This window comes from Alteromonas sp. CI.11.F.A3, assembly GCF_032925565.1.
Taxonomy (GTDB): Bacteria; Pseudomonadota; Gammaproteobacteria; order Enterobacterales; family Alteromonadaceae; genus Alteromonas.
This window is the reverse complement of sequence record NZ_CP136708.1, coordinates 925,017-938,103: the sequence shown is the minus strand read 5'-3', so window position 1 is coordinate 938,103 and position 13,087 is coordinate 925,017. Positions and strand designations below refer to the sequence as shown.

General features: G+C 42.2%; 11 protein-coding genes. 7 read left to right on the top strand and 4 right to left on the bottom strand.

The window, feature by feature from the left end; genetic code table 11:
* Positions 1–542 precede the first annotated feature (542 nt).
* On the top strand, positions 543–1,007 hold the full coding sequence (locus R1T43_RS04080; RefSeq protein ID WP_057789431.1) for an RNA recognition motif domain-containing protein: 465 nt from the start codon (positions 543–545) through the stop codon (positions 1,005–1,007).
* Between the two features lie 37 nt (positions 1,008–1,044).
* Here R1T43_RS04080 and R1T43_RS04075 read toward each other — a convergent pair whose 3' ends face one another.
* Positions 1,045–2,322, bottom strand: coding sequence for a DUF5610 domain-containing protein (locus tag R1T43_RS04075; protein ID WP_317353155.1), 1,278 nt, complete (start codon positions 2,320–2,322; stop codon positions 1,045–1,047).
* Positions 2,323–2,479: 157 nt separating this feature from the next.
* On the opposite strand from R1T43_RS04075, the gene trmA reads away from it, so the two are divergent.
* Positions 2,480–3,574, top strand: a complete 1,095-nt coding sequence (gene trmA, locus R1T43_RS04070; RefSeq protein ID WP_317353153.1) for a tRNA (uridine(54)-C5)-methyltransferase TrmA — start codon at positions 2,480–2,482, stop codon at positions 3,572–3,574.
* 48 nt (positions 3,575–3,622) lie between these two features.
* Here the strand turns inward: trmA and fabR are convergent, their stop codons facing one another.
* Positions 3,623–4,243: an HTH-type transcriptional repressor FabR gene (gene fabR / locus R1T43_RS04065; RefSeq protein ID WP_013782659.1), complete on the bottom strand. Its 621-nt coding sequence runs from the start codon at positions 4,241–4,243 to the stop codon at positions 3,623–3,625.
* 283 nt (positions 4,244–4,526) lie between these two features.
* Here fabR and R1T43_RS04060 point away from each other — a divergent pair, with 283 nt between their 5' ends.
* From R1T43_RS04060 to sthA, 4 genes are all read left to right on the top strand, one after another.
* Positions 4,527–5,915 (top strand): DsbA family protein, encoded by a 1,389-nt coding sequence (locus R1T43_RS04060; RefSeq protein WP_317353148.1) that lies wholly within the window; start codon positions 4,527–4,529, stop codon positions 5,913–5,915.
* A complete protein-coding gene (locus tag R1T43_RS04055) occupies positions 5,905–6,822 on the top strand; it encodes an alpha/beta hydrolase (protein ID WP_317353146.1) in 918 nt (305 codons plus the stop codon). The genes R1T43_RS04060 and R1T43_RS04055 overlap by 11 nt, the downstream gene beginning before the upstream one ends.
* Before the next feature lie 134 nt (positions 6,823–6,956).
* Positions 6,957–8,084: an acyl-CoA desaturase gene (locus R1T43_RS04050; RefSeq protein ID WP_317353143.1), complete on the top strand. Its 1,128-nt coding sequence runs from the start codon at positions 6,957–6,959 to the stop codon at positions 8,082–8,084.
* Positions 8,085–8,251: 167 nt separating this feature from the next.
* Entirely contained in the window at positions 8,252–9,679 is a 1,428-nt protein-coding gene (gene sthA, locus R1T43_RS04045; RefSeq protein ID WP_211071833.1) for a Si-specific NAD(P)(+) transhydrogenase, read from the top strand.
* Positions 9,680–9,732: 53 nt separating this feature from the next.
* Here the strand turns inward: sthA and R1T43_RS04040 are convergent, their stop codons facing one another.
* Positions 9,733–10,047, bottom strand: a complete 315-nt coding sequence (locus R1T43_RS04040) for a hypothetical protein (RefSeq protein WP_057789421.1) — start codon at positions 10,045–10,047, stop codon at positions 9,733–9,735.
* 115 nt (positions 10,048–10,162) lie between these two features.
* Between R1T43_RS04040 and R1T43_RS04035 the strand changes: the two genes are divergently transcribed.
* Positions 10,163–10,741: a uracil-DNA glycosylase family protein gene (locus R1T43_RS04035; RefSeq protein ID WP_317353140.1), complete on the top strand. Its 579-nt coding sequence runs from the start codon at positions 10,163–10,165 to the stop codon at positions 10,739–10,741.
* Positions 10,742–10,745: 4 nt separating this feature from the next.
* Here the strand turns inward: R1T43_RS04035 and R1T43_RS04030 are convergent, their stop codons facing one another.
* On the bottom strand, positions 10,746–12,980 hold the full coding sequence (locus tag R1T43_RS04030) for an EAL domain-containing protein (RefSeq protein ID WP_317353138.1): 2,235 nt from the start codon (positions 12,978–12,980) through the stop codon (positions 10,746–10,748).
* Between the last annotated feature and the right edge of the window lie 107 nt (positions 12,981–13,087).

The following is a 13,087-nucleotide window of genomic DNA, read 5'->3' as shown; positions in this document are numbered from 1 at the left end:
GGTCGTGACTTCTGCGCAAGGAGGACGGTGGCTACATATAGTTGCTAGCGCCTTTCTTGCTTCGCTTCTCTCGAAGCGGGAGGCGTATAATACGCCGTTCGTTTTCAGTGTCAACGTTTTTCGTAAATTTCTTTTCGAACCGTTGTTAACTCCGAAGAGTTAATGAAAACTGCTTTTCCGGTGTTGTCACCAACTCCTTGAAGCGAGGCGCGCATTCTACACCGTTAAGTAACGATGTCAACCTTGTTTTTAAACTTTTTAATTAGTCATAAAGCAGGGTTAAGCGCTATGTCTTGTGAGTGCCTGAAGCCCCCTCAAAACGTGGAGCGCATTATAGATAGGTGGCGTAAAAGATCAACCGTTATTTGACACTTATTTGTATTTAATACCATTTCCACCTTCAAACGCTCATTTTTACATCATTTGGGTGTATTCCATTGGTCTTTAGGATAGTTCTTTCACATTTTATTGTTCTAATTGTTACAAATGAGTAAACTATGACCAGCCTTCATTATGATAATAAACACTAGAAAGGTAGGTATATGAAAGTAGGCTTTATTCAATGCACTGTTATTAGTGCTATCTTTGCAATCGCAGGATATCTGTTGTTTTCATCAGCTAGTATAGAAGCGCACGTTCCGTTAACGGTTTCAGCGTCTTTATTAATAAGCGGTATATTAACGCCGTGGCTAGCTTCACTCCTTAACAATTCACCCTCTGAAACAGCTGCGCCCTCCACCAGCAGCACAACCACTGAAACACTCTATGTGGGTAATCTACCGTATCGTGCAAACGAATCTGCGGTTAAAGAGTATTTTGGTAGTTTTGTCGAAGTACAATCTGTCCGACTCATGAAGGATAGGAAAACTGGCAAGCGAAAAGGTTATGGCTTTATTGAAGTGATAACGAGCGACCTTGACCCAGTAATAGCGAAGACTAACGACTCAGTGTTCCAAGAGCGAACATTAAAAGTTAGGCCAGCTAAAGACAAAGTAGAACAAGCATAAATTAAAAAACCTGGGCATGACCCAGGTTTTTTTTACTCTATTCTGAAGCCGCTTGCTGTGGCATCGCGTTTAATAAGTTTTGATTAAACGTATGGAAGCGATTTATCGCCGATACTAAATCTGGTATTTGTACATCTTTCATTTCACTGATAATACCTGCAAGCAATGTATTGTAGTCATCGCCAGAGCCTAAGGTGTTCTCAGCATTTTCGAATGTAGACATCATCTTTTCTAGATACTGTGCTATTGGGCTTACAACATTACCGTATTGGTTTTCTGCTTCACCTTCTTCACTATAATGCTTTACGTTCTCATAAGCCTTTACCATTTCGGTTTGTGTAGTACGGTTTAACTGCAACGCATACCCAACTAACTCTTTATCATCGAAACCTAAATTCAACGCTTGTTCGAACGCCTTATCCATGTCTCCGCTATAGAAGGTATCAGCTAAATCTTGTGCTTCACCCACAAGGTTTGCAATAGCTGTCATTTCATCTTCGTCTATTTCACCCTTTAACGAGAAGCTAATGCCACTTCGTTCAAAGTATTCATATTGAGATGACTGCTGCGCCACAATTGAACCTGTATTCGAACTAGATTCTTCAGTATCGTCATTTGCGGGTATATACAGCGAAGCCTGACTCGCCGCACTAAATTGTCTGATACTTTCAAAGCTAAGGTTTACTTCATCCCCATCTTTGGTTCGAATAAGCAAACTACCTGATTTAGCATCAGATGCAGATACCGCGTTAAGCTCGCTCACACTCACTGGATTAGGATTGAAGATATTCTGTTCCAGATCATTGATGCCGCCGTCTATCATTTCGCGACTACGGGTAACACCTTCTTCAATCTCGTCATTCATAAAGCCAGCGAGATCCTTTTCAGCCATAGCGAATCCACGACTTACCCCTTCACGGGCCTGACCAAACAACCCTTTCAAGGTATCATCATCCGCACCTCCATCAGCCGCACCTTGAATAACTCCGGTCACGAACCCAAGTACATTACGTGCGACTTTCTCGAAATCGAATAAGCTTTTATTTTCTTTGCCGTCATCTGACTGTTTGCTTTCATTCGGGCGCTTGCCATCAACAACCACATTTTGACTTAAGCTACCACTGAAGACCTTTAAGCCAATACTGGTTTGCGTGCTATTCACGGTGACCGTCGCTGAATGCTGCTTGGTAAACTCGGCTGCTTGTTGTAAGCCTTCCTGTTGAAGCTGCTTCTTTATAGCTTCATTCGGGTGAACCGATGCCTTTTCATCCACTTTCTGGTCGCCCATGAAAGCCTTAATTTGACTCACGTTCATAATTTGATCCTCACTATCCTCAATCAAGTTATCGGCACCAATCACGTATTGTTTAATTTTAATACGAAATTTTTGCTTCTGTGAGTTTTATCCGTTGCACATATAATATAAGGCACTACAATTCGCAGCCTTATTTAAATGATGTTCGGAGAACCACATGACAACCACCACTGCAAAAGACTATCAAGCTCAACTCGATGAGAAAGTGGATCGGTTAGGTACTCTCCTTGCGCCATTTAACGCCCCTACCCTGTCGGTGTATCCATCTAAACCTGAAAACTACCGCATGCGAGCTGAATTTCGCGTATGGCATGACGGTGACGATCTTTATCACATCATGTTCGATCAGGGGTCTAAAGAGAAATACCGCGTAGATACATTTCCACCAGCAAGTGAAACCATCAACAGTGCAATGCAGCAGTTAATAGAATATTTAAAGCCAAATGAACTGCTGCGCAAAAAGCTTTTCCAAATTGATTATTTAACTGGGCTATCCGGCGAACTGGTTATTAGCCTTCTTTATCACAAGCCACTTGATGATGAATGGGAAGCGCAAGCTGAACTGCTTCGCACCTTTTTAGCTACGCAATTTACCGCGGTGAGTATTATTGGGCGGGCTAGAAAGCAAAAACGCATTGTGGGTAACGATTTTATTATAGAACGTCTACCTATTAATGGCCGTGAATTTGAATTCAAACATATCGAAAATAGCTTTACTCAACCTAATGCAGAAGTGAATTGCAGCATGATTGAGTGGTCACTTGAATGCTCTGCTCCCCTAACTGGCGATTTACTCGAAATGTATTGTGGTGCAGGGAACTTCTCAATGCCATTGGCAGTTCATTTTGACAACGTGATAGGAACCGAAATAGCAAAGCCTTCGGTACAAGCGGCGCAATACAATATTGCGGCAAACCACTTAGATAACGTGAAAATTGTTAGGCTTTCTGCAGAAGAGTTTACTGAAGCAATGAACGGGGAAAGAACCTTCTCTCGATTAGAAGGTATCAACTTAACTGAATACAATTTTACTACTGTATTGGTCGACCCACCTCGAGCAGGGTTAGACGTAGATTCATTAAAGATGATTCAAGGGTACGATAATATTATCTATATTTCTTGTAACCCTGAAACCTTAGCTGAAAACTTAAGCCTGCTTTGTGAAACTCACGAAGTAGCAAATGCGGCGCTGTTCGATCAATTCCCGTTCACCCACCATATAGAAGCAGGTGTGTTACTCACCAAAAAGTAATGCTCTGTATATTGTGAATGAATTCGCAGCAGGTTTAGATTTTAAAGCTTAAGATGCGTCGGAAGATGTCTCTGATGAAAGCTTCGACATTGCGCCCAATTGCACGAAACGTAATTGGGCTTTAACCCTTTCGCCAATTTCCATCTTCAACTTAGTATCAGCTTCTAGTGCTTCTGCCCCTGCACTAAAAACCAACCTAACCATAGCATCCGCTTGGAGCTGCGCAATATTGTACTCTACGCTTTGTTGCTCGATGATGTAATCGGTTAGCTCTTCAATAAAATGTTGAATTTCGCGAAAAACCGCCATTCGGTATGCAGCTGATGTGCCTGTATGTTCCCGCAATAATAACCGAAATACATTCTTGTTTGCAGAAATGAACTCCATAAAAGTTTCAACTGACGTGTGGATTACCCCGCCACCTGAAGCAATTCGACGGCGAGCCTGGCGCATTAATTGACGAAGAGCTAATCCAGCTTCATCCACCAGCGTTAACCCTAATTCATCCATGTCTTTAAAGTGTCGATAGAAAGACGTTGGTGCGATGCCAGCTTCTCGTGCTACTTCACGTAAGCTAATAGCAGACAAACTACGGTTTTCATCCAGTAATAGGAATGCCGCATGAATGATATTTTGGCGGGTTTTAAGCTTTTGTTCCTGACGAGTCACAATAATACCAGTTTGTTAGTCTTCACTAGTCTATCGCATGAGTACCTATAGGGAGAAGCTTAAATTTATTCTGCGTTAGGCCGAAAAACTATTAGCCCTTACTCAATACTATCTCCGTAGCGTTTTTTAGTAACTGTTGTTACTGTACATCCTTATTTAACAAGTTGTTAACCATATGGACATTATCCCCCTAGCTCCAATTACTGTGGGTAATATAAGGCTATGGCACTAAGCGTCTACATGGAGTTAACGACCTATATGAACAAAAATAGCTGACCTAATAATGAAAAAAAGTATTCAGCCTTACATGCTACGGTTAATTTCGAGTGACACGCTACGAAGTATTAAACGTGCCTATTATACTTGTGCACGCCTTTTTACTCGTGATGTACCTAAATTAGAGGTTTTCATTAAAGTAGATGATCCTTACTCACTTCTACTTGTTCAAGCTTTACCTACACTAGAAGAAAAGTATCGCGTCACAATAACAGCTCGCGTCATTATCAATTCAGATCCAGTGATGTTTCCCGAATTGGCTATGTGGAACCAACACTCAGTTAACGATGCGATGCATTTAGCAAACGTCTACCGCCTTGAGTTTCCGTGCTCGGCTACTGGGGTTACTCGCCAAGCTGGCTCAGTTTTTATTGCGTCCTATGCAATTCAGCAAAAAATAGATGAAGGCGCTTCATGGACAGGCATTGCTGAATTGCTACTCGCCTATTGGAACGGTGATCATATTAATGCCTCGACGAGCGTTAATGAGGCGGCATTAGAAAAACGCTTTGAAGCACACCTGCACCAGCTTTCCTCGAAAGGTCACTATCTGCCCGCCACGATTTTTTACGATGGCGAATGGTATTGGGGTGTAGATAGGCTCGATCACCTAGAACGTCGACTTATCGATGAAGGCTATGCAAATCAAACCAACACGCAAATTGAATTTAATAAAACCTACGCATCGTTACTTCAGTCTCTCAACGTTTCGATAGATACAAAAAAATGCGCTGAACCCTTAACGCTTTTTTGGTCTGCCCGTAGCCCCTATTCTTATATTGCGTTGCTACAGGCGGTAAAACTAACTATACACTACGGCATTCCCCTTGAAATAAAGCCAGTACTGCCGATGATGATGCGTGGGTTGTATGTCCCCCCTAAAAAAGCCATTTATATTTTTCTAGACACAAAGCGCGAAGCGCAGAAATTCGGGATTGATTATGGATTTCTTGCTGACCCGTTAGGTGAAGGTGTAGAGCGATGCTACGCATTACTAGCCTATGCCCGAGCGAACAATAAATACGTAGACTATTTGCTGTCGTTCGCGAAGTTGGTAAATGCTCATGGTGTTAGGGCAGATACTGATAGTGGAATGAGAAAAATAGTAGAAGGCGCAGGTTTGTCTTGGCAGGAAGCGAAGTTGCATCTAACCAATACTGACTGGAAAGAAGAGGTCAGTGCAAACCAAGCGGATATATACCAAAAAGGCAGCTGGGGTGTACCTGTTTTCAGATATAAAGGTATTCAGGTATGGGGCCAAGATAGATTGTTTGTTATGGAAGATGCCATTCGGCAAAACCTTAACCCGCATAATCTTAACCCGCATAAAAGTGCCTCTCGTGATGGAGCACTACATAACACTCACAAAGCAGTAGGTAATTTAAATGGCGAATGAAACGGACAACTTGACCAACTGGCACAAAAGCGGTCAAACATTCATGCATCACGGTTATGATATTTTTTATCAAGACAGTGACCCGTTAAATAGTCACCCTACCGACAAACCCACAATGCTGCTTATACATGGGTTTCCAACCGCAAGTTGGGATTGGCATAAAATATGGCCAGCGCTGTGCGAACGTTATCGAGTTATCACGTTAGATATGATGGGGTTTGGTTTTTCTAGCAAGCCGGTGCGCTACGAATACAGTATTGCCGAACAAGCGTCGTTATTCGAAGCTTTGTTGGCTTACTTGAATATAACACTATGCCATGTCGTTGCTCACGATTATGGCGACACTGTAGCCCAAGAGATGCTAGCACGTCAGAGGGAAAGAAGCGGTTCATCTGTTTTACGTTTTAACTCAGTCACCCTGCTTAACGGAGGGCTCTTTCCCGAAACCCATAGGGCGAAACGCATACAAAAGCTTTTAAATAGCCCGTTAGGTAAGATTATTGGCTTATGCATGAGTAAAAAAAGTATCGCTCGGAGCATGTGCGATGTATTTGGTGAGCGCACTCAACCTAGTGAACAAGACTTAGAAGACTTTTGGCAATTAATAAATGCTCGAGGAGGACGGCAGGTTTTCCATAAGCTAATTCGCTATATGAACGAGCGAATTACACACAGAGAAAGATGGGTTGATGCTCTAAAACATAGCCCCTGCCCGATTCAAATAATCAATGGGAGTGCGGATGCTATCTCCGGTGAACATATGGTTCAAAGATATGAAGAAATTATCACCAGGCAGCATATTGTAAAACTGCCTAATATTGGTCACTACCCTCAGCTAGAAGCGCCTATCGATGTAAGTAATCCAATAATTTCCTTTATAAACAACATTGAAACGCCCTTAGCATAAAGTGTAGTAGGCAATTTTTTGAAGCTTACTATAATTAAAGTTTACACACGTAAGCAGAACTTCTGTCCATTCTGCTTGCCTGATGAGCAATAAAACGATAAATTAGCGCACAGTTGTAAGCTGAGTTGTAGAAAATGAATAAACCACCTCTTATCCTGACGAATGTCTTAGTGTTCATAATTACCGGCGCCATCGCCTTTATTGGCGTACCTGTATGGGTTATCAATCATGGAATTGATTGGGCGGAAATAGGCACTGCGATTTTCTTATTTTATTTCACTGGTATGTCAATTACTGCCGGTTACCATCGTCTGTGGTCACATAAAACCTATGATGCGAATATTGTCGTGCGCGTAATACTTGCTATCGGCGGCGCAATGGCACTGCAAAATAGCATATTGCACTGGAGTTCAGATCACAGAATTCACCACCGTCATGTAGATGACAACGAAAAAGATCCTTATTCAGCAAAACGCGGGTTGTGGTTTGCACACATTGGTTGGATGCTCCGCGAGTATCAAGAAAAGCGATATGACGACTATAGAAACTGCAAAGATTTGCAGAAAGATAAGGTTGTTATGTGGCAACACAACTACTACCTGCCTATCGTTCTTGCTGCTAACTTTGGCGTTACTGGCTTTTTAGGTTGGTTGAATGGCGACATCCTGGGCATGATTTTAGTGGCTGGCGTATTGCGCTTGGTGCTTGTTCATCACGTTACTTTCTTTATTAATTCCTTAGCACATTTCTGGGGAAACCAGCCGTACACTGATTCAAACACGGCCAGAGATAACGGTGTGCTAGCGTTTTTCACCTTTGGCGAGGGTTATCACAATTACCATCATATTTTTGAATATGACTATCGCAACGGTATTCGTTGGTATCAGTTTGATCCAACAAAATGGTTAATCCGCGGACTGTCTTACATGGGCCTAACATATAACCTACGTCGTGTGCCTGAAGAGCGTATTGAAAAAGCAAGAGCGGCAATGCAATTGCAACGCGCTAGCGAACAAGTCTCTGTATTGCCCAACGCAGAAGAGCTTATGCACACTATTGAGCAAGAGTACGAGCTACTTATGCAACGTATGTCTGATTACTATGCGGCGAAAAAGCGTTTGATGAAGGTAAAGCAAAAATCACTCAAACGCTCAATAGAGGGTTTAGAGCTTACCTACAAGTACAAAGAACTTAAGCATGCGTTAGCCGTTCAAAAAGAAAAGTGGCTACAATTACAAAGTCTATCGCTTCATACCGCGTAGATTATTGGCTCCACCCGCTTTATTTAAAAACCCACATGCGCTTTGCACATGTGGGTTTTGTTTATTTGGCGATTAGCACTAGAGTTAGTGTTACAAACCCAGTAACGTAGAATATAAGTAATAGTTATTTTACGACATAAGCGGCCACTCAAAAATAGGATGTAGTTATGGCGACAAAGCAAAAAGATAAACCAGTAACCCCTTCTTACCAATACGATGCCATTGTTATAGGTACAGGACCTGGGGGCGAAGGTGTAGCCATGCAATTGGCTAAAGCTGGCAAGAAAGTCGCCGTAGTAGAAAGGTATGAAGCGGTGGGAGGTGGATGTACGCATTGGGGTACTATTCCGTCTAAAGCGTTAAGGCACTCCGTTAGCCGCTTAATTGAATATAACAACTCCCCCCTTTTTGCAGACAATCATTTAAGCCGAAGTCTCACTTTTGCAGAAATTATGCATCACGCCAGTGGCGTGGTAAAAAGTCAGACTCGTCTTAGATCGTCGTTTTATGATAGAAACCGCGTTAACTTGTACCACGGTGAAGCTAGCTTCCTTGATGCCAATACCTTACAGATAGTCCGTGATGATGGTTCGAAAGATATTTTAACGGCAGCGCAAATTGCTATTGCTACGGGTTCGCGCCCCTACACACCACCCGATATCGATTTTGATCATCCTAGAATTTATAACTCAGACACTATTTTGTCTCTTGATCACGATCCTAAATCCATCATTATCTACGGTGCAGGTGTTATTGGGTCAGAATACGCCAGCATCTTTCGCGGCATGGGCGTAAAAGTCGACCTCGTAAATATGCGAGACAGACTTCTTTCTTTCCTTGATACCGAAATTTCAGATGCGCTTAGTTACCACCTATGGAACAACGGCGTACTTATTAGACATAACGAAACCTATAAGTCGGTGGAAGGTAAAGAAGACAGCGTAGTATTAAACCTAGAGTCAGGTAAACGAATGAAAGCTGATTGCTTGTTGTTTGCCAACGGCCGCACCGGTAATACTGACATGCTAGGTTTAGAGACCATTGGCCTAAAAGCAGATAATCGAGGTCAACTCAGCGTCAATGAGAAATACCAAACTCAAGTAGATAACATCTTTGCCGTAGGCGACGTTATCGGATACCCAAGCTTAGCCTCTGCTGCCTATAATCAAGGCCGATTTGCCGCTGAAGCCATGTTAGGGGCCACGACACACACCGCATTGGTGGCTGATATTCCCACTGGTATTTATACCATTCCAGAGATTAGTTCGGTTGGAAAAACCGAACAAGAGCTTACCGCCGCAAAAATACCTTACGAAGTGGGTAGAGCCCAGTTTAAACATTTGGCGCGCGCGCAGATTGCGTCAACACAGGTTGGTAGTTTAAAAATTCTATTTCATAGAGAAACTAAGAAAGTCTTGGGTATTCATTGTTTTGGAGAGCGTGCGTCAGAAATTGTACACATTGGACAAGCAATTATGCAGCAAAAGGGCGAAGGAAATACTATCGACTACTTTGTGAATACGACCTTTAATTATCCAACTATGGCCGAAGCTTATCGTGTAGCAGCAATTAATGGGCTAAATAGAATATTTTAAGGAAATTTGGGCACAAAAAAACCGGCACCTAGTGCCGGTTTTTTTTAGTGCGATTAATCTCGGTTTGCAGCCAGAGTATTTAGCGCTGAAAGCGCATCTCTATGTGCTACGATATCGATCTGCATCTTTTCTTGGTCAAATGTCATTGTTGCAGTTGCGTAGTCTCCAAGACTTTCGCTGGCAACATTTACCAATTCAGTTTGTGCATCACGGAAATGAATGTTGTTATTGATGTTTTCAGCTATACATTCATTATTCAATTCGAACGATTTTGCGTCCATACAATCGAAAAGCTGGTTTTCGCCAGAGCCCGCATGCGCAATACCAAAGACGGACATTAAGGTTAATCCTAGTACTACTTTACGCATGGTTTATCTCCTGTTCTGCAGTTCATTACTGCGATGATCAAATAATAATGTATATACGTTTTAATGTCAAATCGGATCATGGGAATATGACAGCAATATTACAAAGTGAAATAATATGACTAATTCGGCGATTATTTTTGATAATTTAGTACAAGAGGCGAAACAGTGTTCGTTGTGTATTGAACACCTTCCCTATGGCGTAAACCCAATTTTCTCTATTGGGTCACAGGCAAAGGTTGTCCTAATTGGTCAAGCGCCTGGCCTGATCGCACATAAAAACACGAAAGCCTTCAGCGATAAAAGTGGTGAAAGGCTGAGGCAGTGGCTACATATCGATACTACAACGTTTTACGATGAAAGCAAATTAGCCATTATGCCTATGGGATTTTGCTTTCCTGGCTACAAAAATGGGGCTGATGCACCACCTAGAAAAGAATGCGCCCCCACTTGGCACAATAGGATGTTAAACGCCATACAACCAGAATTAATCTTACTTGTCGGTAGATATGCCCAGCAATATTACTTACCTGAGTACCGAACATTAACAGACGCTATAAAGAACAATTGTGATGAGAGGTTTGCTGTGCTGCCCCACCCGTCTGGTAGAAACAACCGCTGGCTTGCACAGCACCCTTGGTTTGAATCTGAGTATTTACCTCACGTGGTAGAGCGCTTAACTCCACTACTAAAGTAAATCGTTAGTTCGCGTCTTTGTGGGACACAAGGTAATCCATCAATTCACTAAATGGCATGGGTTTAGCGTAGAAGAAACCTTGCGCTTCGTTACAACCCAATTCAATCATATACTCAGCTTGCTCTTTGGTTTCAATTCCTTCAGCAATAGTGAGTAGTCCTAATTTGTTTCCTAAGGTCACAATGGTCTCGGCAAGCACTGCACTTTTACCCGGTTCAATGTCTCGGATAAACGAGCGGTCGACTTTTAAACGATCTAGCGGAAGTTGCTGCAAGTAACTCATAGACGAAAACCCTGTACCGAAGTCGTCTATTGCTATGGCTACGCCATGTTCTTTTAACGTTCTAAGGGCATCTATTACAATTTGCGGTTCATCCATCACCACACTTTCTGTTATTTCTAACTCAAGTAGACTTGGATCGCATTCAGATGAGCTAATAGTGCCAAGTACTTTATTAACAAAAGATCTATCTCTGAATTGAGGCATTGATATATTTACCGCAACTCGTAAATCGCCGAAATTTGCCTCTTTTAAATCTTTTAAACGATGGCACGCTTCTTCTAGCACCCACTCACCAATATCAACAATTAAACCTGAATACTCAGCCAGAGGGACAAACACCGCAGGAGAAATATAGCCATTATTGCCATCAGGCCAACGCAGCAAACCTTCCATGCCAACCACTTTTTCACTGACTAAGTCTACTTGCGGTTGAAACCATAACTCCAGCTTACGTGCCATGAAGTCGCTACGTAAGCGACGGATCATTTCAAGGCGCCACGTCGTTTTGTCTTCAATGTCTTTCGCAAAATATTCGAAGTTATCGCTGATGTTCTTTTTCGCGCGGTTTAATGCAATATTAATGCGTTTTAAAATTTCTAAGCCAATATTTCGTTTGTCATCAAGCTGACATAGCCCAATCGTCACACTGACCGGTAAGGTATGGTCGCTAACTTTAAACGACGATTGAAACAATGAATTGATATTGTCTGGGTTAACCACATTGGAAGGCCCAATAAGCCCAAACACATCCGCACCAATGCGCCCGATTTTTACCGAGTCATCGAAGCAAGCTTGAAACCTATCACTGATAGCACGCAAAAGCTCGTTTCCAGCCTCTTGGCCTAAACCATCGTTAATGTCTGAAAAGTGGTTTACATCAATAAGCGCGACCGAACAGTTCTCGCAGGCAAAAATATGCGGTTTATCGAGCATATTAATAAATTCATTACGGTTAGGAAGTCGCGTAAGCCAATCCCTAAAGGCGGCATTTCTTAACTGGTGAAACAAGTTTACGTTTTCATAGCCAACCGAAATGCTGGATAGAAACACCTCTAATAAGCTTTTGTCTAAATTAGTAATTTCACTTACCATATTCACGTATACTGCCGCTTCAAATCCAGAACGGTTGATATACAGCACAGATGAATCGGATTCGAAAATATGACGTTTAAGGCGAAGGCAACGACCTACTTGCTCGGAAATTTCACTGTTGTTAATGTTTTCAATAGATTCATTGATGAAAGAAGCATATTCGCCTGCTGCTCCTAAGACATACACACCGTTGTCGTCTTTATCTAAAACCGAACCCGCCCTAGCGCAAACAAGCCCTTCAGCATCCAATCCAATCAACGAACTAATTTGGGTAACAACCCCTTCGCAAAACCCTTTAACCGAATGCTCTTCAAATAAATTGGCCGACGAGGTGATGATTTTTTCTAAACCAACACGGTTTTGATTGATTGTCATTATTTGCTGATAAGAGCGCAGAGAAGAGATAACTGTGGTCATCAGTTTAGCGCGGGTAAGTTCAGTCTTTGTTTTGTAATCGTTAATATCGTAAAGCTTAATCACCTCTTCTTCAGGTGCGTAACCAGGTTGCCCTGTTCTTAAGACAATACGTGGCTCGGTTAGCCCCATAGATTCGCGAATATAACGCACAACATCGAAACCAGCGTCGTCAGTTTCCATGACAACATCCAGTAGAATAATAGCTATGGTTTTACCGTAATCGTGTAATAACGTTTTAGCTTCTTTAGCCGAATAGGCATGAAGGAAATTGAGCTTTCTATCATTTACAATAAGGTCTGAGAGCGCGAGTCGCGTAACGGTATGAATCTCCTCGTCGTCATCAACGATGAGAATATTCCATTCCTTGTAGATTGTAGTGTCGATATCAGAACTTCCATCATCATCTAAGAAGATAAGTTCATCATTATCGTAATCCGTTGCCGACATAACTGCTTAAACCCTCGTCACTGACTAACACATACTTTTTGACTGTACGCTGCTTATCAGAATTGCTAAATCGATACTGCAATGCAATAGTGGTAACCTATTGTTTA

Excerpts from the sequence above, each read along its gene's own strand:
- R1T43_RS04080 (WP_057789431.1), top strand. The coding sequence starts at position 543 with ATGAAAGTAGGCTTTATTCAATGCACTGTTATTAGTGCTATCTTTGCA.
- R1T43_RS04075 (WP_317353155.1), bottom strand. The coding sequence starts at position 2,322 with ATGAACGTGAGTCAAATTAAGGCTTTCATGGGCGACCAGAAAGTGGAT.
- trmA (WP_317353153.1), top strand. The coding sequence starts at position 2,480 with ATGACAACCACCACTGCAAAAGACTATCAAGCTCAACTCGATGAGAAA.
- R1T43_RS04060 (WP_317353148.1), top strand. The coding sequence starts at position 4,527 with ATGAAAAAAAGTATTCAGCCTTACATGCTACGGTTAATTTCGAGTGAC.
- R1T43_RS04055 (WP_317353146.1), top strand. The coding sequence starts at position 5,905 with ATGGCGAATGAAACGGACAACTTGACCAACTGGCACAAAAGCGGTCAA.
- R1T43_RS04050 (WP_317353143.1), top strand. The coding sequence starts at position 6,957 with ATGAATAAACCACCTCTTATCCTGACGAATGTCTTAGTGTTCATAATT.
- sthA (WP_211071833.1), top strand. The coding sequence starts at position 8,252 with ATGGCGACAAAGCAAAAAGATAAACCAGTAACCCCTTCTTACCAATAC.
- R1T43_RS04040 (WP_057789421.1), bottom strand. The coding sequence starts at position 10,047 with ATGCGTAAAGTAGTACTAGGATTAACCTTAATGTCCGTCTTTGGTATT.
- R1T43_RS04035 (WP_317353140.1), top strand. The coding sequence starts at position 10,163 with ATGACTAATTCGGCGATTATTTTTGATAATTTAGTACAAGAGGCGAAA.
- R1T43_RS04030 (WP_317353138.1), bottom strand. The coding sequence starts at position 12,980 with ATGTCGGCAACGGATTACGATAATGATGAACTTATCTTCTTAGATGAT.